Origin of the sequence: Paenibacillus sp. GP183 (genome assembly GCF_900104695.1) — a bacterium.
GTDB lineage: Bacteria > Bacillota > Bacilli > Paenibacillales > NBRC-103111 > Paenibacillus_AI.
In genome coordinates this window covers 1,864,894-1,888,166 of record NZ_FNSW01000001.1, presented here as the reverse complement: position 1 = coordinate 1,888,166, position 23,273 = coordinate 1,864,894, and the positions used below count along the sequence as shown (strand labels likewise).

Annotated in this window: 20 protein-coding genes, 1 tRNA gene and 1 pseudogene; 18 read left to right on the top strand and 4 right to left on the bottom strand. The window is 45.7% G+C overall.

Annotated features, from left to right (window positions below):
* Nucleotides 1-1,359 precede the first annotated feature (1,359 nt).
* The 10 genes from BLV33_RS09405 to BLV33_RS09360 all read left to right on the top strand — a co-directional run bounded on the left by BLV33_RS09405 (nt 1,360) and on the right by BLV33_RS09360 (nt 13,458).
* Nucleotides 1,360-1,818: a hypothetical protein gene (locus tag BLV33_RS09405; RefSeq protein WP_090790386.1), complete on the top strand. Its 459-nt coding sequence runs from the start codon at nt 1,360-1,362 to the stop codon at nt 1,816-1,818.
* Complete coding sequence (locus tag BLV33_RS09400; RefSeq protein WP_090790384.1) at nt 1,815-2,417, top strand: signal peptidase I; 603 nt, start codon at nt 1,815-1,817, stop codon at nt 2,415-2,417. The genes BLV33_RS09405 and BLV33_RS09400 overlap by 4 nt, the downstream gene beginning before the upstream one ends.
* A gap of 126 nt (nt 2,418-2,543) precedes the next feature.
* Complete coding sequence (locus BLV33_RS09395) at nt 2,544-3,290, top strand: TasA family protein (protein WP_171909079.1); 747 nt, start codon at nt 2,544-2,546, stop codon at nt 3,288-3,290.
* Between the two features lie 74 nt (nt 3,291-3,364).
* Nucleotides 3,365-4,237 (top strand): M73 family metallopeptidase, encoded by an 873-nt coding sequence (locus BLV33_RS09390; RefSeq protein ID WP_090790379.1) that lies wholly within the window; start codon nt 3,365-3,367, stop codon nt 4,235-4,237.
* Between the two features lie 57 nt (nt 4,238-4,294).
* On the top strand, nt 4,295-8,791 hold the full coding sequence (locus tag BLV33_RS09385) for a fibronectin type III domain-containing protein (RefSeq protein ID WP_090790377.1): 4,497 nt from the start codon (nt 4,295-4,297) through the stop codon (nt 8,789-8,791).
* A 153-nt stretch (nt 8,792-8,944) separates the two neighbouring features.
* Nucleotides 8,945-9,448, top strand: coding sequence for a hypothetical protein (locus BLV33_RS09380; RefSeq protein WP_090790376.1), 504 nt, complete (start codon nt 8,945-8,947; stop codon nt 9,446-9,448).
* Between the two features lie 94 nt (nt 9,449-9,542).
* Nucleotides 9,543-11,117 carry a copper resistance CopC/CopD family protein gene (locus BLV33_RS09375; protein WP_171909078.1) on the top strand — a complete coding sequence of 525 codons (1,575 nt, stop codon included), beginning with the start codon at nt 9,543-9,545 and terminating at the stop codon, nt 11,115-11,117.
* 18 nt (nt 11,118-11,135) lie between these two features.
* A complete protein-coding gene (locus BLV33_RS09370) occupies nt 11,136-11,816 on the top strand; it encodes a YcnI family copper-binding membrane protein (RefSeq protein WP_090790373.1) in 681 nt (226 codons plus the stop codon).
* A gap of 240 nt (nt 11,817-12,056) precedes the next feature.
* Nucleotides 12,057-12,359 carry an N-formylglutamate amidohydrolase gene (locus tag BLV33_RS30650; protein WP_090790371.1) on the top strand — a complete coding sequence of 101 codons (303 nt, stop codon included), beginning with the start codon at nt 12,057-12,059 and terminating at the stop codon, nt 12,357-12,359.
* A gap of 91 nt (nt 12,360-12,450) precedes the next feature.
* Nucleotides 12,451-13,458 (top strand): aminoglycoside phosphotransferase family protein, encoded by a 1,008-nt coding sequence (locus BLV33_RS09360; RefSeq protein WP_253187016.1) that lies wholly within the window; start codon nt 12,451-12,453, stop codon nt 13,456-13,458.
* A 170-nt stretch (nt 13,459-13,628) separates the two neighbouring features.
* On the opposite strand, the gene BLV33_RS09355 is transcribed toward BLV33_RS09360, so the two are convergent.
* Nucleotides 13,629-15,014 (bottom strand): immunoglobulin-like domain-containing protein, encoded by a 1,386-nt coding sequence (locus BLV33_RS09355; RefSeq protein ID WP_139305715.1) that lies wholly within the window; start codon nt 15,012-15,014, stop codon nt 13,629-13,631.
* Nucleotides 15,015-15,126: 112 nt separating this feature from the next.
* Nucleotides 15,127-15,624, bottom strand: a complete 498-nt coding sequence (locus BLV33_RS09350; protein ID WP_090790367.1) for a recombinase family protein — start codon at nt 15,622-15,624, stop codon at nt 15,127-15,129.
* A 602-nt stretch (nt 15,625-16,226) separates the two neighbouring features.
* Here BLV33_RS09350 and BLV33_RS29925 point away from each other — a divergent pair.
* Nucleotides 16,227-16,424, top strand: a pseudogene (locus BLV33_RS29925) (dGTP triphosphohydrolase); the annotation flags it as partial.
* Between the two features lie 28 nt (nt 16,425-16,452).
* Complete coding sequence (locus BLV33_RS09340) at nt 16,453-17,385, top strand: site-specific integrase (protein ID WP_090790365.1); 933 nt, start codon at nt 16,453-16,455, stop codon at nt 17,383-17,385.
* Nucleotides 17,386-17,642: 257 nt separating this feature from the next.
* Here the strand turns inward: BLV33_RS09340 and BLV33_RS09335 are convergent.
* A tRNA-Ala gene (locus BLV33_RS09335) sits at nt 17,643-17,715 on the bottom strand.
* 164 nt (nt 17,716-17,879) lie between these two features.
* Between BLV33_RS09335 and BLV33_RS09330 the strand changes: the two genes are divergently transcribed.
* From BLV33_RS09330 to BLV33_RS09320, 3 genes are all read left to right on the top strand, one after another.
* A complete protein-coding gene (locus tag BLV33_RS09330; protein WP_090790363.1) occupies nt 17,880-18,167 on the top strand; it encodes a hypothetical protein in 288 nt (95 codons plus the stop codon).
* Nucleotides 18,168-18,182: 15 nt separating this feature from the next.
* Nucleotides 18,183-18,671, top strand: coding sequence for a VanZ family protein (locus BLV33_RS09325; protein WP_090790362.1), 489 nt, complete (start codon nt 18,183-18,185; stop codon nt 18,669-18,671).
* A gap of 248 nt (nt 18,672-18,919) precedes the next feature.
* Nucleotides 18,920-20,755 (top strand): ABC transporter substrate-binding protein, encoded by a 1,836-nt coding sequence (locus BLV33_RS09320; RefSeq protein ID WP_090790360.1) that lies wholly within the window; start codon nt 18,920-18,922, stop codon nt 20,753-20,755.
* Nucleotides 20,756-20,772: 17 nt separating this feature from the next.
* On the opposite strand, the gene BLV33_RS09315 is transcribed toward BLV33_RS09320, so the two are convergent.
* Nucleotides 20,773-21,054 carry a hypothetical protein gene (locus tag BLV33_RS09315; protein WP_090790359.1) on the bottom strand — a complete coding sequence of 94 codons (282 nt, stop codon included), beginning with the start codon at nt 21,052-21,054 and terminating at the stop codon, nt 20,773-20,775.
* A 179-nt stretch (nt 21,055-21,233) separates the two neighbouring features.
* Here BLV33_RS09315 and BLV33_RS09310 point away from each other — a divergent pair, with 179 nt between their 5' ends.
* From BLV33_RS09310 to BLV33_RS09300, 3 genes are all read left to right on the top strand, one after another.
* Nucleotides 21,234-21,896 carry a tetratricopeptide repeat protein gene (locus BLV33_RS09310; RefSeq protein ID WP_090790357.1) on the top strand — a complete coding sequence of 221 codons (663 nt, stop codon included), beginning with the start codon at nt 21,234-21,236 and terminating at the stop codon, nt 21,894-21,896.
* A gap of 180 nt (nt 21,897-22,076) precedes the next feature.
* A complete protein-coding gene (locus tag BLV33_RS09305) occupies nt 22,077-22,508 on the top strand; it encodes a DUF86 domain-containing protein (RefSeq protein WP_090798812.1) in 432 nt (143 codons plus the stop codon).
* 88 nt (nt 22,509-22,596) lie between these two features.
* Nucleotides 22,597-23,238, top strand: a complete 642-nt coding sequence (locus BLV33_RS09300; RefSeq protein WP_090790355.1) for a helix-turn-helix transcriptional regulator — start codon at nt 22,597-22,599, stop codon at nt 23,236-23,238.
* The last annotated feature ends 35 nt before the right edge of the window (nt 23,239-23,273 follow it).

Below are 23,273 nucleotides of genomic sequence, written 5' to 3'. Positions count from 1 at the left end.
CCACTGGTTTAATAGCCAGTGGTTTTTTTATTGCCTATTGCCTATTGTCTATGTTTTAACATCGGATTTCAGGGTAAGGTTCTCCAAATTTTCCATCGGGGTGACTTTCAATGACACTGAGAAGGAACCACCAGCTTAAAAATCCCAATAAGAAAGAGAAAGAGGTGTACGTGGTTAATATGCAATTTTCTGTTTCGGAGGAAAATCATCGATTGCTGAGGAAAATTCGTGAAAGGAGGTGGGACGAAAACGTAAAGAGCGAAGTAAGAAAAAAGAATGCAAAAAGGAGCGAATAGTCGATGGAAGGCGAAGTTCTGTCTAACACCCACATCTAAATCAACTAAGCTTACATCACGCGGGACTCCAGTTTATTAAATGCAAACCCCTTGTCCATCATCTATTATTTGGTTTCAAATATTAACACAAACTCTAAAAGTAGATGATACTAAGTCCAAGTTAAGCTTAATTTTTTCAACAAGAGCAAACAGAAGCTATGTTTTTCAGAAATCCACGAAACCATAGATAAGGACTTTCAGGATAGAATGAGTTCCCTACTTTGTTAAAAAACGCAAAGAAATGCTCATTTTGTATTCTGTCCCCGGTTTCCCCGAGAATATCCCATTCCCTTCTTGAAGTTAAGTAGTATTCCTTTAAGTTCAGAGAGGACCGAGTCTGATAAAGACAGATACATTTTGTAACTTGAATATTTACAGTAAATGACATAAAATCCTTATTTTTTTATTTAGAATTAGCCCATAAAAAAAATGTTGACGTGATACAAACTGTATCATATGATTTGAATCACTGGTAAACGTTATTTAAGGAAGGTTTAGTTGAAGCAGGAGCTTCCCAAGCTATGGGCGGGCCTTCACCGAGACAGCGTCCAATAATAGGTCTGTGTCGAATACATATTACATAAATTACATTTTATGGAATATATCTATGCGGTGCATTGATACGGTACAAAATAAGGACTATTAGCACATGGATGAAATCAGGACTTGTAATACATGCCACAATCTAAAGATGGTCGAGGAATTCAAATTTAACAAGTACGATCAAGTAGCGATATAGGGACTACCTCACTCACTACGTAAAAGTGTAGCAAACTCTACCAGAAGCTCAACCCCATGACGGACGAGCAGAAGGAACAGCGGAAAGTTTACATGAGGGCTTACTACCTTTCCAATAAGGAGCTCCTACTTGAGTACCAAAAGGAACTCCAGTGAAGTGATTACTATGCACCTCCAAAGCGGAAGAAGAAAGGGAGGATATTTTTTAAAAAAAAATTCATGTTGCGATTTACCGTCATTCGCGCTATTAAGAATAAAAGTTTTGGGAAAGGAGTGATCAAGTCGAATGCGCATGAAAAGATTACGCCGGCACAAAAAGAAGAATTCCTATATCCGAACAATTGGGATTGCCGGATCCTTGTGTTTAATCATGGCCGCCGAAGTACGGGCTATACCTACCTACTCCCTCCTTTCCCACGAAGCGACTGTTTCTATCTCGGTTTCAACCAGTTTTTGCGGTAAAGCATCAAGCGGCACGGTAACGAACGACGTATATCGGAATTACAGCCAAACAACAAGTCCTGTAAGAAGTACGATAAGTTCGAACGTTTATGGCGGTTCTGATCAATCGGGCGACCCGCCTGGCGGTATAGTGACTGTGAGAAGTACAGTAACAAGGGATGTGTACAGTGCTTCCAAGGAATCAAGCCGTGAAGAAGGCAGCTATTGTCTCGAGCCTAAAAACAAACCGGACAAACCGGATAAACTTAATCAACAAAGGAATGGGAGGGGTAACATCCGATGAAACAGGCAGTTAAATGGGGAAGTCGCACCATCACAGTTATCCTGGCAGTATTCTTGCTCATTACCGTGTTCTGCGCAGCATCATCAAGAATGAGCGGTGGGACTCCGAAGATATTGGGTCTTAACGTTTACGCAGTACTTTCCGGTTCGATGGAGCCCAGTATCCAAGTTGGTTCAATTATTTTGGAAAAGCCGAATGTGAACGCCAACAGCTTGAAAGTAGGCGACGTCATTACTTTTAAGGCATCCCAGGATGAATTTGGCGGACAAAACAACGATGGTTCCGCGATCTTGATCACCCACAGAATACAGGCAATCAAGTCTCTAAATGGAAAGCTTGCGTTTCAAACCAAGGGTGACTCCAATGACGGACCGGACGCCCAACTTGTACAGCCCGCCAATATCATTGGCCAATATAACAACATAATGATTCCCTACTTGGGATACTACCTGAATTTTATGAAAACAAAGCTTGGCATTGCATTGCTGCTCATTCTGCCCGGCGCATTGCTTATCGTAAGTGCCATGGTCAGTCTCATTCGGGAAATCAGCAAGCTGCAAAAAAAAATGAACTCGGCAACGAAGACAGAAGGATTGTAAGGCTTTCAAGTTTTGCAATGATCTCAGATTTGAGTGCTTCCTATGATCGGCCGGCCAAAATCGAAATCATGGGAAGTTTCAAATATAATCCCTAAACGGGAAAAAATTGTTGGGAGGAATTTTGAAATGGGACTTAAAACAAAGCTGAGTATGGCGTTAATGACATCAATAGCAGGTGCAATCATGATCGTCAGCGGATCGTTTGCATTTTTTAGCGCTACGGCAAGTAACACCGGGAACACTTTTTCAGCTGGGACTGTGAAGTTGGGCGTCGGGGGAGTACTAACCAAAGCCTTCAACGTTTCTAACGCTGCACCGGGCGATGCTGCTGCAACCGACAGCTTTACGGTTACCAACAGCGGCAGCCTCGATGAGTACTATCAAATGATGCTGCTTAACCTGCAATACACCTCAAACAACGGTATCGCTCCAGCAACCTACTACCTGACCAACGAAGATGGCTCGGTATATAATGCTGTGAACAATGCAGCTGGAACCACTCACACATCTGGTCTGTTTGATCCCACCAAGGATGGTTGGTCGGCATTCGCAAGCTTCAAAAACGGACAAAATACTGTGGATAACGGCAAAAGCCTGATTTTCCAAATCAAGTCGGGTAATACTGTGCTGTTTGATTTGACGGGCGCGGACAGCGTTGCCGCTAATGATGGTGCAAACGGTATTAACCGTCTTGCCGCTTGGCATTTGCTGAAAGCAGCTAATGGGACCACCGCTGCCGATTCGGAAGCGATCAATACTTCCGTCCAATTGGCTCTGGGCGCAGGAAATACTTATCAAGGTCTTGGCATTAGAGGGGACATCCAGTTCAATTCCCAGCAGGCTGCACACAATAATCCGACTGCGATTCGTTAGGATTTTTCCGGTGGCGTAATTTAGGGGGCCTTGTACAAAAGGCCCCGATAAAATTGATAAGGGGATGAATCCTTTTGAAACTTAAAAACAAGTTAGTCCTTATCTCCGTCGCAGGTTTGACGGCCGTCGGATTGTTGGCCGGAGGCATAACGTACGCATTGTTTCAGAATAACGTTTCGAATGCGAACAATGCATTTACTGCCGGTTCCCTTCAAATCTCCACCGTACGCGGAGATGTGCCGAACGTAGGACCGATGTTTTATACCAATACCACTGGCGCTCCCGGGACCTTGCCGACAGGAGTATGGGCTCCTGGAGACAGCAATACCCGCGGCCTCTTCCTTGAAAACACGGGAAGCTTGGATGCCAAATTAAAAAGCATAACGGCAAAAACGGCCGACAGAAGCGGAAATGAAGTAACAAGCGGTCTCGTTTATGATGCTGATATCGCTTTTGCCAATCACGCTAATCTTATCGTCTGGCAGTTGAATTGGTTTGACGCCAAAAATGCCACATTTCCTACCGGGCCAATTACCGGCGGTGACATGGACTTGATTATGTATATGGTTAATGACGGATACAATCTATGGGCTGCAGGAAACCCGAATGCCGATCCGCTGAAAAATCCCAACGCTAGTGACCAGGCGGTCATCGCAGTCAACAAATACCTGCTCGATAACATCAATACCATCAGGAGTGCCGCTTCAGTAAAAGGCCCGGTTTATCAAACGGCTACAGTGCAAGTTACCAAAATGTATGAAACTCCTATGAAGGGTACCGTAAACCAAGTGCTTGACGTGTCAAGCTTCAAAGTGATTACACCGCCTTTTGGGGCAGAAATGCTTGCATTCACCGTTTCTTTCAACCTGGATACCGGCAACGACATGCAGGGCGCTTCGGGTTATTTCAACTTTAATACGTATTGGGAGCAATCAAAAAACAACTAGAATCGTTCAGATCGGCAGGAACTATTAAAAAATTTAGAGAGACGCTGGTGATTTTTGGTGAAGCCCAAACAATTAAAAATGAACCTTGGACACAAGCTAACAAAATCCGTACTTATCGCTCTAATGGCTGTATCGTTTCCTTTCTCTAGCATCGTGAATGTGTCTGCGATGGCCGGCATGGGTGTTATGGCTCCCGGAACCACTCCGGACTATTACGGTACTCCCAATTACGCCAACAGCCCGCTTCCGGAATTGGACGCAAAAGGCAATGTAATTCCAGGGACAGGGATCCGAAAATTTGTCGATTCCTTGCCGGGCTTGGGAGCGGCGAATGCTAACGACCTCGGACAGTATCTTCCGGTCGCCATTCCGGACACGACGACTTATCCCGGTTCCGACTACTACGAAATCTCGTTGGTAGAGTACACCGAAAAGCTGCATAAAGACCTTCCGGCTACAAAGCTGCGGGGTTATAAGCAGACCAATACGACGGATGCCACGGTCAGCAAGCCCAGCTATTTCGGGCCTGTAATTAATGCCCAAAAAGATCGGCCGGTACGCGTGAAATTTACGAACAACCTGCCAACCGGCAGCGGCGGCGATCTGTTCCTTCCGGTAGATACGACGATCATGGGTGCGGGGATGGGACCGGACGGGAAGAATATGTACACCCAAAACCGTGGACTTCTCCATCTGCATGGAGGCATCACGCCATGGATCAGCGACGGGACACCGCATCAATGGGTAACTCCCGCCGGCGAGAATACGCCGTATCCGAAAGGCGTGAGTGTGCAGAACGTGCCGGACATGCCTGATCCCGGACCGGGTTCCATGACGTACTTCTATACGAACCAGCAAAGCGCCAGAATGATGTGGTACCACGATCATTCCTACGGGATTACCCGCTTGAACGTATATGCGGGGGAAGCTGCCCCGTACATGCTCCGGGACCAGGTGGAAAAGGATCTTATTGCAAAAGGAATCATTCCGGCAGACGAAATTCCCCTGATCATCCAGGATAAGACCTTTGTCCCGAAAGACGCCCAGCTGGCGGCTACGGATCCCACGTGGGACAAGGCGAAATGGGGCGGAATGGGCCAACTGTGGTTCCCTCATGTGTACATGCCCAATCAGAACCCTTATGTTACGACAGGGGCGAATAACTTGGGACGGTGGGATTATGGCCCGTGGTTTTGGCCGCCGAACACCGGCTTGTTGCACGGTCCTGTTCCCAATCCGTTAAAAGGCCAGCCCGGCCAAGGGGACATGAATCCTGGGGTGCCTAATGTGTCCCAAGTACCCGAAGCCTTCATGGACACCCCCTTGGTGAATGGTACAGCCTATCCGTATCTGAACATCCAGCCGAAGGCATACCGGTTCCGGATCCTGAATGCGTCAAATGACCGGATGTGGAATCTGCAATTGTACAAGGCTAAATCCAACGGACAGATGTGGAATGCCGACGGCACTCTGAAAGATGGAAATGCCGGTGAAGTTCCCATAGTTCCAGCCGTGCAACAGCCGGGCTTCCCTAGCACTTGGCCGAACGACAATAGGCCCGGCGGGGTTCCCGATCCGTCCTCAGCTGGACCAAACATGATTCAGATCGGTACGGACAGCGGCTTTCTGCCGAAACCGGTGGAACTCATAAATCAACCGATCGATTATGAATACAGCCGTAGAATCATTTCGACATTGAATATAACCAGCAAAACACTCTTGCTGGGTCCTGCAGAACGTGCGGATGTTGTGGTCGACTTCAGCAAATATGCCGGACAAACGCTCATCCTTTACAATGACGCGCCTGCACCGGGTCCTTTTTTCGATCCCCGCTACGATTACTATACCGGGGATCCCGACCAATCTATAACTGCTCCCATCATCAACAACTATACTGGAGGCGCACCTACGACACTGCCGGGCTACGGTCCGAATACGAGGACGGTCATGCAGATTAAGGTGGCGGATAATCCGTCTGCTTCAGGAAGACCGCTGTCGAGCGTCAGCGTCACCAACGGCGGAACTGGGTATACCTCTGTTCCCAACGTAAGTATCTCCGATTCGTACGGAACCGGGGCTGCCGCCAAGGCATCATTGGCTGTTGACAAGATCAACGTGACTTCGCCGGGCAACGGCTACACGGCATCGCCTGCGGTTAGCATTACCGGCGGCGGCGCGACAACAGATGCCGCTGCAAAAGCAACGATTTCGGTGGATGGCTTGAAGGTGGGATCGTTCGGCTCTGGTTATACAACGGCGCCAAGCGTCAGTATTTCGGATTCCGGAGGCGGCACCGGTTCAGGGGCAACAGGAAAAGCCGCCTTATCGGTAACGGGTATCCAGGTTACCAATCCGGGGGCAGGCTATTCATCAGCTCCAGCCGTCACTGTAACGGATTCCATTTATGGGCCCGGATCAGGCTCTGGGGCGACTGCCGTAGCAGCCATAGATTCGGTACAAGGGATTGTAACCGGGATAACCGTGACGAACCCAGGAAACGGATATATCGCTCCTATTGTTACTCTTTCCGGCGGGGGTGCCACGACACCGGCAGCAGCAACAGTGACAGGTTCGGTTTATAGCGTGACATTGACCCATCCTGGTACGGGGTATACGGCCCCGGTCGTTACCCTATCCGGTGGAGGCGCGACGGCGCCTGCCAGTGTAACCGTAACCGGCAGTGTTTATAACATTACCATCACAAGCGCGGGTGCTGGTTACACTTCCTTGCCGACGGTTACTCTTACGGGCGGCAATCCGGCAACGCCTGGCTCAGCTCAAGCGGCATTGAAAGTCGGCGCAATCGCAGTGACGAGCCCGGGCAGCGGTTATGTGAATCCGACGGTAACCATAACAGGCGGCGGAGGTTCGGGCGCTGCGGCGACGGCCAATACGACGGATATCTTGCAGCAGTTACAGGCAGCTATACCTGCCGCATTCGAGGCAGGCCAGAATCCGTTGCTGGTACCGGATACCAAGTATGTAAACATTATGGATACTTCCATTACTTTTACACCCCCCAAGTCTTCAAACTCCCTGACGCTTCCTCTGGAGCCGAAAGCTATTGCCGAGGAATTCACGCAGGATTACGGTCGCATGAACGCCGTATTGGGTATGGAAATACCAAATACCAATTTCAAAATCCAAACCACTATACTACAGGCGTACATCGACCCGGCAACAGAGATCCTGAAGGACGTGATCACGCCGATGACACCCGTTCAAGGGGATGGCACTCAAATTTGGAAAGTAACGCACAATGGTGTCGATACCCACTCCATTCATTTCCACCTGTTTGATGTGCAACTGATTAACCGGGTTGGCTGGGACGGCTCCATCCGGTTCCCCGATGACAATGAACGAGGATGGAAGGACACCGTCCGCATGAATCCTCTGGAGGATGCGATTGTCGCATTGAGGCCGATTGCGCCGAAGCTGCCGTTTGGTCTTCCCGACAGCATCCGTCCTCTCGACCCGACAATGCCTTTGGGCACGACTACTCAATTTTCAGGGATCGATCCGAAAACCGGCAACGCCATAACGGTAGTTAACCAACTGGTGAACTTCGGCTGGGAATATGTATGGCACTGCCACCTGTTGGGTCACGAAGAAAACGACATGATGCGTCCTATGATCCTAAATGTTGCACGTGCGGTACCTGCGGCTTCAACACTCAGTTTTAGCCGTAATAACTCAGGAGGTCCCGTCAGTTTGAGTTGGACGGACCCCACGCCGGCAAGTGACCCGAAAACGCTAGGAAACCCCTCCAACGAAGTAGGATACAAGATTCAGCGGGCTGCCTTTGACACTACGGGTCAAATCGGGACCTACACGGAGATCGGTACAGCTTTGGCCAACGCAACCGGTTATACTGACACGACGGTTGACCCGGCTACTTCTTACAGCTATAAAGTGGTTGCCTATAATGCGGCTGGCAATACGGAATCGAATGTGGTAACCGCAGCCGCGTCTAACATTCCTTCTGCCCCGACAAATCTGACGGCTGCGGTATACGGAGCACAAGTAAATCTCACTTGGACGGATAACGCCATCAATGAGACGGGCTTCACAGTCGAACGTGCCGTGTATGGAACAACCAATTTTACCTCGATCGCGAATCCGGGACCGCATAACGGCGTGGGAATTGTTACTTTCAGCGATACATCGGTTGCTGCAGGCAGTTCCTACTCTTACCGTGTGAATGCTGTGAACGGGGCCTTGTCGTCCGCTTATTCCAACGTAGCCTCCATTGACGTACCGGGAGGGCCTGTGGCTCCTGCCACGCCGACGAACTTCACCTCAAGAGTTTCGGCAGGAACCACTACGGATTCGGTCGCGTTAAGATGGAATGCCTCGACCGGAGCGACCCAATATGTCATACAGCGGGCTCTTGATGCGGGATTCACGCAAGGTCTAAATACTGTAACTACCTCTGCTACTTTGTTGTTGCAAACGAATTTGCCCAAGAACACAACGTACTATTACCGAATACAAGCGGTCAACTTGGGCGGCTCTTCCGCATGGTCGGCGGCATTGACTGTAAAAACGCCTTAAACGGCCGCTGTCTCAAAAGAATAAAAGTAGACCAGCGCTGCTGTTCCTCAGCGCAAAGTTTTTGGAACAGCAGCAGCTCTCTTTAAAACGAATCAAAAAGGTTTAAAGGAAATAAATGATAATATATTAAATTGAAAGGAGCCGATTGAGCCAATGAAGAGCAAACTTCTCAAAGCTTCGGCTTTTGCCGTCATGCTAGTAATCACTGGAGGAGTTGTGGTGTCAATGCTAAATAATGACACTTTAGCAAGCATCCCGTCTCCAGCAGCCAACGGATCTGCGACTCTCGTCAAGGCTACTCAAGTAAATATGGGAATGAATGGCCACGCCACAACCCGGCATGGCCGTTTCCAAAGCAACGTGGTGGGCGAAGCAGCGGCCATTCTTGGAGTAAAACCGATCTGGATATTGGACGAGATGAAGAAGGGGCTAACTTTGGTCAAAATCGCTGAGGAAGAAGGATTAAACCAAAATGAATTCCTTGAACAGCTTACAGAATTGGAGACCCGCAACATTAACGAGGCAGTCGAATCCGGGCAAATCCCGCAAAAACATGCGGATGCGTTGCTCGAAGGGATGGCGGATCGGTTGAGCAAGGCCTTGGAAATAAAAGCAGTCGACGTCAATGACCCGCATAACCCCGGAATGTCCATGTAATGAATTGTAATGTAATGACCCCGCAGCGGCCGACTGCCGCTGCGGAGGTCAATATTAACTTATTCGGAACAGCATGCCAAAGGTTGCTGAGAAAATGAATGGAAACACCAAATGGTTTTTGACTGTCGCGCTTTTATTGTTTTTTGTTTTCCTGTTTCCCACTCAGGTTATTGCCCATTCCATTTTGGAGAAAGCCTATCCCGAGCCTAACGTTAATTATCCGTCATCGCCGTCGGAAATTGTTCTCGCTTTTAACGAAAGGATGGAGAATGGGCTGTTTTATATTAAAACTTACGATGGAGGGGGCAAAGCGTTAAACACCCAACCGGCAGAGATATCTAAAGACCAAAAGGAACTGCACCAGCTCCTGCCGAAGTTGCCCGATGGCATTTATACGGTCTCCTACCGGATTATATCTGCGGACGGCCATCCCATTGAAAACTCGTACATCTTCACTGTTGGACAAGCAGGTGACTTGACCATCAAAAATGCGGCGAACGTTTATGTTTCCAAAGTCGGAATCAGTCAAAACGATTGGCTGTATTGGATAACCCGAATCTGCTACTACTTTCTGCTTCTTTCGTTAACCGGATGGATCATGTGGTACCACTTCTTGCATTTCGAAACAGTTGAATGGAGACGGGGTTATCATCATGCTGCGAAACTTTTGCTGATGCTGTATCTAATCGCTTCTATCGACAGCATGCTGCTTCAATTTTCACGCCTTTTAACTGGTTTTGGTATCGACCAGTTTACCGTTATTTTGAAAACCAGTGCCGGGATTTCCTGGCTGCTCACTTTTCTGCTAATTGTGCCCGGTTACTTTATACTCCTTAAGCACAAGCTCGTTGACGGTTTGTGGGTCGTGTCGATGCTGGCCGCAAAAAGCATAAACGGCCACGCCATGGGTTCCAAACATCCGTTGTTTACCGTCCTGATGGATGTGACCCATTTGTTCGCGGCTTCCGTTTGGGCGGGAGGCCTGCTCTACATACTCCTTTACTGGCGTAAACAGCGCATGGGAGTTATTCACTTTCTGCCGGTTTTTTCTAAGGCGGCATTGATCAGCATTATCACGCTAACGGTCACAGGAACCATTTCAACGTTAATTTTCCTGCCCAACTTGCAAGATATTCTTTTCACAGATTGGGGCTTATTGCTGTTAGCGAAAATCTTCATCATTTTTTTAGTTGTTGCCTCCGCAGGTCTCCTTCGTTTTTTTATGAAAAAGAAAATGGCGCGCCGCTTCGCATTTTGGCTTAAAGCGGATTTTAGTTTAATGGCTTCGATTGTAGGGATTGTCGGTGTTTTGACCGTCTTGAATCCGGTTCCCCAAAATCAGCCTGTCATTTGGTCGGAGTCTCGGGATAACATTGCCGTAAAGCTAACGATTACGCCCAACATGCCCGGAATGAACCATTTTATTGTGGAAGCGAAAACGAACCAATCAATAAAGATCAAAAACGTCGAGTTGAAAATAAAATCGAAGACCAATGAAATCGGCCCCATCCAGGTGCCTTTGTCTACAGATCGTCTAACTGGCGAACAATTATTATATGCGTGCGACGGCCCCTTTCTTCCATTCGCCGGGGTTTGGGCCTCGGAAATTCGCGTTATGGATGTGGACGATAATGAAACAGTCTTCATAAAGGATTTTACAATACATTAGAAGGCAGGGAAGTTTGTCATGAAAAAATGGATTGGTTTACTGTTGGCCATGATCTTTACACTAAGTTTCGGCTCTATTGCAAACGCGCATGTTACCGTTTATCCAAAAGAAGCTGTACAAGGCAGTTATGAAAAGTTTACTGTTCGCGTACCTACGGAAAAGGAAGTCCCAACGGTGAAGGTAGAGATTAAAATTCCTATCGATGTCGATATTACAAAGTTCGAGCCAAAAGCAGGTTGGAAATACGATATCGTGAAAGATGCATCGGGTAAAATCACAAGCGTCGTCTGGACGGCCATGGATGCGGGACTGGGTCCAACCGAATTTGGCGAATTTAACATGCAAGGTAAGGTTGCGGACTCCACAACGACAATTGCATGGAAGGCGTATCAGACCTACAAAGATGGAACCGTTGTTGAGTGGACTGGTGCACCCGGATCAGACAAACCGGCATCGGTAACCAGTGTAACCCCAAAAGCTGCTGGAACGGCAAAAAACAGCCTTACGGCTGGTGGGGAATTGCCGCTGCCGACTAGTGGGGTGCATGAAAAATCCATACTACTGCTGGTATACTTGTCGATCATCTTGTCATTTTTAGCTATACTAGCGGTTATTATTTCATTAGTAAAACAAAAGAAACGTAAAAAGACTGATCTTGCGAACGATGAACGATACACCGTGTTCCATAGCATGCAGTAGATATCGCAACCCCGCGTCTTGCTGAGCGACCTTCCTTACGCTGACGGTATTCAGTTATGAGCAAATTGAATGCTTTATTAAGAAAGGAGTACCTTTTGACAAAGCATTATCATTGTTAATATGCTCTGGATGCGCGTAATAATTGTTTAGAAGGCGAGAGCAGACAACCTCTATTTTGTAGTAAAACAAAAGCAGTTGTATCCAGAAGGTATATTGGATTGATTCGTCAAGACTCCTTTTTTGTTTGTTAAAGTAACGGCAGTATGCGTATCGGCTAATTTCAGCCGATACGTGATTGATGTCAATAGGGATATAAGCTTTAAGAATCATGAAGATGAATATACCACGTCGTTAGTTTATCATAAATCCACATTTGGAAAGGAAATTTACGACACATCTCTGTCTGAAGATGCCATTTTAAATAGGATTAAAACCGTTTATGTGCCATACGATTTTCGCTTTCCCTATCGGATAATAGAGCTAAACTACACGACGAGGCTACCGCAACGATGGGCAGTCTCGTTAAGCTATCTAGCAGGATAACGTAATTGAAATTTAGAAAAATTTAAGGAGTGTATACAATGGAAGATAATGGGGTTAAAGTGCCTACAAAAGATAAGAGGAGCCGGTAAAGGTGACTGAAAAAAGGGACCTACTACGATTTGAAAAGTTATGCAACGACTTAATGCTTGGAGAGGTAGTAGATGTACCTGTAGCGTTATCAGGGGGGTTATTGCACCGTATGTATGCGTTGAAAACAACTTCAGGGAGATATATAGTCAAAGCATTAAACCCAGAAATCATGTCCAGACCAACGGCCATGCAAAACTTTATCACATCAGAACGAATTGCCAATTTTGCAGCGAACTATGTGCCTGCAATTCCGGCAATAAAGTTTAATGGGAGTGCTATTCAAAAAGAAGGGGACCAATTATTTCTCCTTTTTGATTGGATAGATGGCAAAATTCTGAAACTAAATGAGATAAATACGGTCCACTGCGAAAGAATAGGCGGTATTCTTTCGGGTATACATATGACCGATTTTTCAGAGTTAGGTATAGTGAATAATTGGTCAGATAATAGACTGTCAACTGACTGGAACTACTATTTAAAAAAAGGACAAGAAAGTAACTCGGAATGGGCTAACATACTGTTTGAAAACATCGAAAATCTACATGTTTGGAATACTAATGCAATCAAATCGGCAAAACTGCTTACTTCGGACATGGTCATTAGTCATGGCGATTTAGACCCTAAAAATGTTATGTGGAATCAAGATAATCCCATCCTTATTGATTGGGAATCAGCTGGCTATAGAAATCCTATGCAAGACTTAATTGAAACAGCTATTTATTGGTCTGAAAATGAGCTGGGAAAAATTGATAAAGACAAATTCTTTGCTTTTATAGGGGGCTATAAAAAGTCACACGGAACACTACAAGCAGATTGGAGAATGATATTAACATTTGGATTTTTGGGGAAGTTAGACTGGCTGGAATATAGTTTAAAACGGTCATTATGTATTTGTACGGATGAAAAAGAACAGCAAACTGGGACTGTACAAGTATTAGGAATTATAACCGCCATCAGACGTTACGCAGAAATGATTTCTGAAATCGAAATATGGCTAAATGAAATTTAAGTTAGCACCGTGTTCCATTTAAATGGGGTTATGCATCATTTCGTTGTGATCCCAAGAATGATTATGACTCTTCTCATAAAGGTTGTCACTCATTAAATTGTTTAAGGCCACTTAATATCAACCTCAAACGCAAAAAAACGCCCCGGCTTAAGGGGCGCTTTCTGCGATTCTTATTGGTGCTTGACAGTAACAGTAAAACCCTTGGTATCCACAGAGCCGTTGCTCATGATGATAGCCGTTATAGTTACTTGAATGTCAGTGGTGCCAGTTGGCCTTACCACGGTTTTGCCATCGTCAGAAATGATGGGTTTGTTTCCGGAGATCCACACGATGGAGGAGCCATTCCAACCGATGGTTGGCAAGGATAGTGCGTTTGTGACGCTGTATTGCGTGTCGCTTTCGCTGAAACCAATGGCTAGTGCTTCTTTATCGGCTGCTACTTTCTGGGAGTCTGTCAGCTGCTGCTTCACGATAACTGTGAAGGTTTTGGCATCGCTAACGCCATTGCTGTTAATAATGGCTGTTAATACGACGGTACCGTCACCAGTGCCGTTCACTGGACGGTTGACTGTCTTTCCATCTATAGAGATCAAGGTTGGATTGCTTGACATCCAAGTAATGCTAGAGCCGTTGGCGCCTATCGTAGGCAAAGTCAACGCATGGGTAACGCTGCTTGCGCTGTCGCCAGTTTGAAACCCGATCGCTAGAGCTGCTTTGTCTGCCGCGACCTTTTGAAGATCCGCCAATTGCGATTTAACGGTGACTTGGAATGTCTTGACCACAGATATACCGCTGTTGGAAATAATGGCAGTCAATACGACAACTGCATCGCCGGAGCCTATCGAGGGGCGGTTGACGGTTTTGCCGTCATTGGAAATAATAGTGGGTGATCCACTAATCCATGAGATAGAAGAGCCATACTTGCCGGTAATATCAAGCACCAGAGGCAGGGTTACACTTTCTGCAGAATCCCCTTGGCTGAAGCCGACGGCCAAAGCGGTCTTATCGGCAGCTACTTTCTGAGCAGCTGTCATGGCGCTTTTCACCGTGAGCTCAAAAGCCTTAGTTGCAACTGCATCACCATACTTCAAAGTCGCCGTCATAGTAACATAATAATCCGTCGAGCCTGTTGTTGGCTGCTGCACTACTTTGCCGTCATCGGAAATGATGGCGGTATTGCTAGACTTCCAGGTTATGGAAGAGCCATTAGCTCCACGACTTGGCAGTGAATCGAAGGAGACGGTAACGCTACCCGCCGTGTCGCTGCCGCCATAATCAATAGCCAATGCAGCTTTATCCTTCTCCACGAGCTGCTGGCTTGTCATTTGATGCTCGTTGAAATCCTCGTCCGAATCCTCGTTGTCAACTTCTCGATCTGCTTTCCATTCCATGGTTCGGTGTAGTGCATCATGAGCGTGCTCATTCTCCACATGCTCCAGGGCATTTTGGAGACCTTCCTTCTCTCCCTGGTGAGACTTCGCTTCTACGGTATTAGTTATGAGTCCGGACGTTATTAGAATGCCTGCGGCTGCTAGTAAGGTAATTGTTTTCTTCATGTTCATTTTCATCTCCTCAACTATATGTATTGCTATAGGATTCGGAGTTGTTTTCCAGTATATGGGGGTTTATTATTTTAATTTAAACAAAATCAATTGTTCCAAAAGCTTGCTAAGAGCCATTGTCGTCGTTAATCCTTTGGAATGGACTCGTCTCCCGATCTTTTATCGCCCGATATAATGTTGCCTTCGTTACACTGGTCGCCTCCGTTATTTCTGCTACAGAATGTGTCCGGCTGTCATATAGCTTCAGCGCCTTCTCCACCTTACGCCGATCCGTCTTCGGTCGTCCTCCATTTCTTCCCCTTGCCCTAGATGCTGCTAGGCCGGCATTAGTGCGTTCAACGATTACATTCCGCTCAAACTCCGCGAATACAGCCAGCATACCGAAGAATGCTTTACCAGCAGCTGTAGAAGTATCGATGCTATCGTTAAGGCTGACGAACTCAGATCCGCGCTTTTTAATCTCATCTAACGTCGATATCAGCTTTATCGTAGACCGCGCCAGTCGATCAAGCTTATAAACGATGAAGTCATCACCAGGTCGTAAAGCATCAATTGCTTGCTGCAACTGGACCCGATCATCCTTAGCTCCACTTGCCTTCTCCATAACCGATTCTCATATTTAACGCCTCCATTTGGTGTTATTGATATTATTGTATCATAAAGACGTACGTTTACGTAACTATGATTTTGAAACGGATAATGATGCATAGTATGAATGAGCGGTATTTAGCTGCCAAAAACCAAAGGAAAATATTGTTCCATATACATCGTTTTTGAAACGACAGTTTATTTTGACCCTAATTTGAGGATGCCATATACCCACATATATCCATCCATAATGTGCTAGCAGATCCACACGAGATTATAACGCGGCAAACGTTGGATGACGCTATATAAGTAATCGAGAGCTGAGTATGGGAAATAAACTTTTTCGGTGGCAATTCTCAGCCTAGAATCAATCATTCGTAATGACATAAAGAAATTAATATGAAGGAGAATCTCATTTCTTGTCGAAGTAACACAAACAACCTATTTTTTTCCAATCCTTAATTTTTGTTCGTTAAGAAGAGGAAAACAACGGATACAATTATTTTTGAAATTTCAAGAATAAACGAGAATAGGGATCGAAAAAAGGGTATTCTTGGTAAATGGTAGGGTTGAAAAAACATTAGAGGTGAAAGTATAAGTCGTTCCGATGCACTTACAATGAGAAATATTAGAATTACGGAGAATCACGCTAGAGAGGGGGATGTAAGAACCGAGTTTGAACGCGATTATGCAAGATTGATACATTCGCCTGCTTTTAGACGTTTACAAGGTAAGTCCCAAATATTTGGAGCAGGAACAGGTGACTATTTTAGAACAAGGTTAACACACAGCTTAGAAGTAGCACAGATCTCTAAACATGTGGCGACCAAATTAATGAACTTAAATGAAATTTCAATTGGGGCTTTTTCAACTTGAAAATCTGGAAGAACTGAAACGTTTACTGGTGTATATATCGCTGCTGAATAAATCTATCACTCCTGCTGCGGAAAGGTTTGATGAAAGTAGATTTGCTGAAGTAGCTAAACACGCGTTGTTCACAAAGAGCAAGTACGAAAAGATTGAAGAGATTCGCCAAAACTTATTGGACAAGTACAAACCGACCTTTTTGGAAATTAACGCTGAAAAAGCATTGGTTGATTTCGAAGTGAAGGAAAACACACTGGGTTTGTTCAAACGAAATCAAGAGTCAGTCGACAGCTTTTTGTATGACCAGATATCGAAAGCGATTGATCCTGTGAAACGGCCCAAAGTAGCTAAGAAGGAAACAAGTGTTTTGGATGAGCAACAGGCTGCGCAAGTATTTATAGCTTTACAGCGGGAGCCTGATATGTGGCGTATCATGATTACTCTTGCACTCACGGCTGGTTTGCGTCGAGGAGAGCTTTTGGCCTTAGAGTGGAAGCATGTTGATCTGGAAAACGGTACACTGGATGTGAGGCAATCACTAAGCTATGCGAACGGAAAGCCTATAATAAAGGAACCCAAAACGAAATCTTCTTTCCGGCGTGTATCTCTTCCATCCTCCGTTGTTTCCGAATTAAAGCTATATTTGCTCCAATGTGAAGAGGAGAAACGCAAGTTACTTGACGCTTGGGAAGGCGGTGATCACTTCTTTGTTTTTTCAGCAACGAAAGGGAAGCCGCTATATCACACTGTACCAGGTACCTGGTTTAGACGATTCATTAAGCGGAAAAGCCTGCCTTCAATCCGGTTCCATGATCTCAGACATACTTCAGCGACATTGCTCATTAACCAGGGTGTACATGCAAAAACGATAGCGGCAAGGCTTGGCCATGCCGACATCAGAACAAAATGAACATATATGGTCATGCTCTGCAATCTGCAGACCAAGCCGCTGCCGATAAGTTTGAAACTATATTTAATATGAATGCATAAGCATAAATAAAAAAAGTGACGCTGCGGTTACCTCAACAGCGTCACTTTTTTTATTTTTTTGTTTTTACATCAATTTTACATCAACGCCCGATAGTGTAAGCTGTTATAGTAGTAAATCGCCAGCTGTTGCATAGAAAAAAGCCTTGATATACAAGGCTTTTTCAGTTCTGTACTATATGGAGCCTAGGGGGATCGAACCCCTGACCTCATCGCTGCCAGCGATGCGCTCTCCCAGCTGAGCTAAGGCCCCAAGAAATAACGTCGACTTTTCGAATTATACACGATAATTTAATTGTAGGCAAGCTTAAAAGCCCTCTCATTCGCATAAGGGCTCAAGGCCGGGGTAACGTTGTTTAATCGACATTTTCATGCTAACCTAATACATGACTAAATGTTGTAGGAGTGACCTTTTACGTGTCGAATAATTTGATCTATTGGATATACTTAGGTATCGCTTGTACAGTGCCTTTCGTTCTCGGTGTTTGGCTGATGAGAAGAACAAACAGGCTGCAATATTCCTTTTGGGTTTCGACGGTTGTGAATATCATTCTGACGGGTGCAGGAGTGTTGTGGTGGTATTACGCGAATGTGGATTCATTCCGGATTATTTTTGGAGTGGTTTTTGATGCGATTGCATGCGTGAATGTGGCGGTGCTTGAGTTTTTCGCACTCATCAGTATTCGTCAAAACTCCAATTCATAGAAAGGTAACCTAAACATGGCTGCTTCATCTCCTCGTCGTTACAGGCTGCTGCTTACCGCCGCTTTCCTATGGATGGCTTTTATTTTTTATAAGTCCTCGCAGACTTATCAGCAGCAAAACTTAATACCGCTGTTTTCCAGTGAATTCTCCGCATCTTCTTTATCCAAGTGGCTGCCACATATTACTTTTTTGTATGATGGTACCGTGGTGACTTGGCACGATCCCTATGGGATGCTTGAATTTTTTATCCGCAAAGCAGGACATGTCAGTGAATACACAATCTTAGCCTTGCTATTAGGGTATTCACTGCTGGCTAAACCCCTGAAAAGATCAAAAGTCCTCGTATACACAACCATGTTTTCCATCCTTTATGCGGCCTCCGATGAATGGCATCAGACATTTGTTCCCGGAAGAACCGGACATGCAATCGATGTAGCGGTTGACACTATTGGTATCCTGCTTGCAGTCGGTTGGTTCCTCCTTACTTTTAAACGATCAATTTGATCAACATCATTAACAAGGACGATCGGCATTTTACTTTTGTTCGCCACATCCACAGCTCTCGGGCTTCTCTTTCTGACTCCACTTGTTGAAACTCCACTAAACGTTCTATTGAATAAATACTGGGCTGCATTCCACTCACCTCTTTTCCTGTTGCTTATAGACACAGCTTACCTTTATAATAGGGGAATAAAAAGAGTATAATTATATTTATTAATTTCCCCTTTTATCCGGATCGGAGGATTACGGCTATGCAGCTTATGAATTATTACATGGATTTGAGATGCAGCTTTGATTCGAATATCGAGAATAAACCAGTTAAAGTCACCCTGGAAGAATTGGGCTCCATGCTGTACTGCACAACCCGAAATGTAAAGCTTTTGCTCAAAAGAATGGCAGAGCAAAACTGGATTAAATGGACCCCGGGGCGCGGGCGCGGCAATGCGTCCGAGCTCACTTTTCTCATTTCCACGGAAGAGATCATTTCCAAAGAAGCCATGCAGCTTGCCCAAAAGGGAGACTTTCAGGGGGCAATCGGCCTCATTCATCAATTAAAGGAAGGAGAGGGCTTGCAGGAGTCATTTTCCGACTGGTTGTTCAGTTATTTTGGACATAATTCCATTGTCAAAGAGGAACGATGCACAGATACGCTTCGCTTTCCACTTTTCAAAAACATTTATACACTCGACCCGGCACAAGCCCTTTATTGTGCGGATTTCAACATCATTACCCAAGTGTTTGACACTTTGGTTCGCTTCAATCATCAAAATGGTGCGATAGAGCCGCACCTCGCTCATTTTTGGGAGGTAAATGAAGACCATACGCTTTGGACCTTTTATTTGCGAAAAGGGATCCGGTTTCATCACGGAAGAGAAGTCACTGCTCAAGATGTTAAATTCACCTTTTTACGATTGCAGGATCCTGAGGTCAATTCGAGCAACACTTGGTTGGTTGAAGATATTGAGGACATTATGGTCAGCAATCGAACTACAGTTCATATCAAATTAAAAAGATCCAACGTGCTGTTTCTCAAGTACACCTCAATTTGCGTCGCCGGCATAATTCCTGAAGATATTTATAAGGAAAACAAGCAGCTGTTTAGCCGTATTCCGATTGGGACCGGTCCATTTCGTGTCGAGCGAAACGATGAATTTATTTGCAGACTGAAGGCTTTTGACGATTATTTTCGTGTGCGGCCGCATTTGGACCAAGTGGAGATTTGGTTTTTGCCGGAGGAATTGAAGGAATCCAATCAGCAAGAGGATTGGGGACAGGTGATCTCGGATCATTACGGTAAAATGAGTCTGCCAGGCTTATCCACCAAGGAGGAGGAATGGCTGCAGATTGAGAAAGTCAGCTCGGGCTCCAGCTTGCTTACCTTTAATTTAAAGAAGCAGGGTCCGCAGCAGCACATTAACTTTCGACGTGCAGTGGATTTGATATTTGGCCGTGAGCAGCTTATTCGTGAAATGGGTGGAAATCGGTTTTCTCCGTCCTCCAGCTTTTTGCCTGATAGATTTCAAGCGGATCAGATTGCACCATTGGACTTGATTCTTGCGCGGAAGCTCTTAAAAGAGATGAATTATGAAGGCGAGCCTGTCCTGCTCTATATTTATGAAATTCACCTGGAAGATTCTAAATGGCTTCAAACCCAATGCGCCATAGTAGGAATTCCCCTTGTGATCAAGGTCAAGACAGACAGCGATATGATGCGGGTGGAGAAGATTCTCGAAGCAGACATGATTATTTACGGGGTTGTCATGGAAAACGATTACGATTTGCACATCATCCAAATGATCAAACAAACCAACAGCTATCTAGGTGTTCATTTAAGCGACGATATGGCAGCTGTTGCGGATGTTAAAATCTCGGAAATTTTGGCTGACAAAAATGAAGCTGGACGGCAGAAACGAGTTTCCGAGTTAATCGATCTGCTGGGTCAAGAATTTGCATTCCTCTTTCTGATTCATCGTTCCTATCAAACGTCTTACCATTCGTCGGTCAAAGGGGTGACCTTGAACGAGCTCGGCTGGGTCGATTTCAGCAAAATCTGGTTTGCACCGACTGTAGAGGTGGCGAGTATTTAAGCAGCAGGTACAGGTACTTATCCCTTGCTTTGTTCTTGTGATCCTTGTACCGAGGCTGCTTCATAACGCTTCTCCTTGGACTGCCATCTGGAGTTGGATATAAAAAAACCAAGAGTAGCAAACAGGACGAGCCGAATCGGGATCCAACTTTTGTAAACTTCACCTTGTGAGAGATATTCGATGGCTCCAAAGAGCACAGTAAGGGATAAGCTCCACAGCAGCACCCCATAAATCAATAAGTACTTGGACTTTCCCATTTGGCGAGTTTTGTGCCATTTTCTTTGCTCTGTTTCCTTCATTACCAAGCAACTCCTTTTACCTAACTTCCAGCAGGTTTGGATTTTCTCAAATTATAGCACAATCCAGGATATAAATAACCAATGTCCATGGGCGAAAATCGTACAAAGCAGTCGATTCCCGCTGTATGAGAATATATGGTAGAATGGGAATGCAGATTTCCAAGGGAGGTCCTAACTCGTTGACGAAAATATTGGCTTTTTCCTTTCTCTGGTACCTTACCGGAAACCCATTCTTGGCCATACTTATTTTGCTTATTGTCTTTTATGTGCTGGACCGCCGGTACGTGGGTATCATGCCGAATATATTCCGGCCGCTTCAGCTTGGCAGCAGAGCGAAACGATTAAAGCAGGATCTTGGGGCCAATCCGCACAATACTTCAGTGAAGCTGGATCTGGCCAGAAATTTGATCGAACGGAAGAAATATCAGGAGGCTCTGCCGGTTCTGGAGCAAACGATGTCGGTTATGGAGGATTCCGCCGATGTTCATTACGAGCTTGGCCTGTGCTATCTGAAGCTTGGCGATCTGGCCAAGGGAGAAAGCTTGATGCTGAGAGCGATCGAGCTCAATCCAAGAGTCAAATATGGCGAGCCCTATTTGCGATTAGGCGAGGCGTTGGCTGGTGTTAACCCGGCAAAGGCCGTAGCTAATCTGGAGCAATTTCGCGAGCTGCATACTTCCTCCTGTGAGGCATACTACCGGCTTGGACAATTGTATCAGCAGCTTGGACGCACTGAGGATGCGAAACAGGCGTTCCGGGAAACGCTGGTAATTTACAGGGGATTACCGCGTTACAGCCGCAGACAACAGCGCCGATGGGCATGGCTTGCTAGGTTGAAATAAATAAGCTGTCACGATAAACTGAACTTAGCCTAGGAACAAGCAATAAATATTATGAGGATGATGAGAAGTGAAATTGGAGTATGTCATGCAGGCGATCCTGCTGCTGTTTTTGGTCATATGTACATTCATAGGCATGCTGGCTTGGACCAAATGGAGAAAAAGAGGACGGAGATAGCCGCAATGTATTTTGTCAACCACGATCAAATCGAGCAAAGGCTCCGTTTCCTCCAGGTCATTGCGGAGGCGTGTGAACAGGTATTAGGTCAGTGGGGAAAGGGCGAGGCTTCACTCCAGTTGCAGTTTTCCCAGGAAAGGGTCCTTCATCTTGCGATTGAATCGGTAACCGATGTGGGCAGTCTGCTTATTGATGCTTTTATTTTGCGCGATGCCAGCAGCTACGAGGATATCGTGGACATTTTATCTGGAGAAGGTGCTTTTAGTGAGGACCTTGCCGCCTTTCTCCTTGAGCTTGTGAAGCTAAGAAAAGCGCTAACCCAGGATTTTGTTCAATGGGATCGTGGAGCCTTGCACCCGCTTTTGAACCGATTACCAAAAGCTTTGACGGAATTTGCGGTGAATGTACGTGTTTTTATGGAAAAAGAGCTTGCCTAAGTTACTATACTTTTTAGTTTCTTAATTTACTTATACCCGCGGATGCTGTAAAATAAGGCTATTCAAGTTTCCAAGGGCAGGTGATCTAATGAACCAGGAAAACGAAACTTCTACACGCAAAGTGATTCTTACTATGCTAAAGACGCAGGGCCAACTAAGTGTCGGAGAGATGTCAAATCAGCTCCGTATCACAGAAATGGCAGTAAGACGTCATTTAAATACATTGGAACGCGACGGACTATTGGAAACCAAGCTTGTGCGCCAAGCCATGGGCAGACCGACTCATCTGTACTTGTTGACCAAGCAAGCCGATGATTTATTTCCAAAGAATTATCATCACCTGACTCTGGATTTGCTGGAAGAGCTGCTGGAGGATGAGGGCGAGGAAAAAATCGACAACCTCTTTAAAAAAAGAGAAGATAAGTTGGTGGCGAAATATCAGTCGAGAATGCAGGCGAAGAGCCTTGGAGAACGTGTCTCGGAGCTGGCGAGAATCCAGAATGAGAACGGATATATGGCCAAATGGAATCAGCACGGCGATGGGGAATTTGAGTTAAGCGAGCACAATTGCCCAATTACGCAAGTTGCTAACCGGTATCAGCAGGCATGCCAATGCGAGCTTTCCTTGTTTCAAAGATTGTTGGGTGTAAAAGTGGAACGCACCGAATGTCTCGCCAAGGGCGGAGCCAAATGCACTTACATGATCGAGCGCAATGCAACCAACCTATGAGGTTAATGAAAAAGGAGCTGCTTTTAGCCATGAAA

Coding starts and splice junctions, on each gene's coding strand:
- BLV33_RS09400 (WP_090790384.1), top strand. CDS start 1,815: ATGAAACAGGCAGTTAAATGGGGAAGTCGCACCATCACAGTTATCCTG.
- BLV33_RS09395 (WP_171909079.1), top strand. CDS start 2,544: ATGGGACTTAAAACAAAGCTGAGTATGGCGTTAATGACATCAATAGCA.
- BLV33_RS09340 (WP_090790365.1), top strand. CDS start 16,453: ATGAAATTTCAATTGGGGCTTTTTCAACTTGAAAATCTGGAAGAACTG.
- BLV33_RS09320 (WP_090790360.1), top strand. CDS start 18,920: ATGCAGCTTATGAATTATTACATGGATTTGAGATGCAGCTTTGATTCG.
- BLV33_RS09300 (WP_090790355.1), top strand. CDS start 22,597: ATGAACCAGGAAAACGAAACTTCTACACGCAAAGTGATTCTTACTATG.
- BLV33_RS09355 (WP_139305715.1), bottom strand. CDS start 15,014: ATGAAGAAAACAATTACCTTACTAGCAGCCGCAGGCATTCTAATAACG.
- BLV33_RS09370 (WP_090790373.1), top strand. CDS start 11,136: ATGAAAAAATGGATTGGTTTACTGTTGGCCATGATCTTTACACTAAGT.
- BLV33_RS09380 (WP_090790376.1), top strand. CDS start 8,945: ATGAAGAGCAAACTTCTCAAAGCTTCGGCTTTTGCCGTCATGCTAGTA.
- BLV33_RS09305 (WP_090798812.1), top strand. CDS start 22,077: ATGTATTTTGTCAACCACGATCAAATCGAGCAAAGGCTCCGTTTCCTC.
- BLV33_RS09350 (WP_090790367.1), bottom strand. CDS start 15,624: ATGGAGAAGGCAAGTGGAGCTAAGGATGATCGGGTCCAGTTGCAGCAA.
- BLV33_RS09315 (WP_090790359.1), bottom strand. CDS start 21,054: ATGAAGGAAACAGAGCAAAGAAAATGGCACAAAACTCGCCAAATGGGA.
- BLV33_RS09325 (WP_090790362.1), top strand. CDS start 18,183: ATGGCTGCTTCATCTCCTCGTCGTTACAGGCTGCTGCTTACCGCCGCT.
- BLV33_RS09405 (WP_090790386.1), top strand. CDS start 1,360: ATGCGCATGAAAAGATTACGCCGGCACAAAAAGAAGAATTCCTATATC.
- BLV33_RS09375 (WP_171909078.1), top strand. CDS start 9,543: ATGAATGGAAACACCAAATGGTTTTTGACTGTCGCGCTTTTATTGTTT.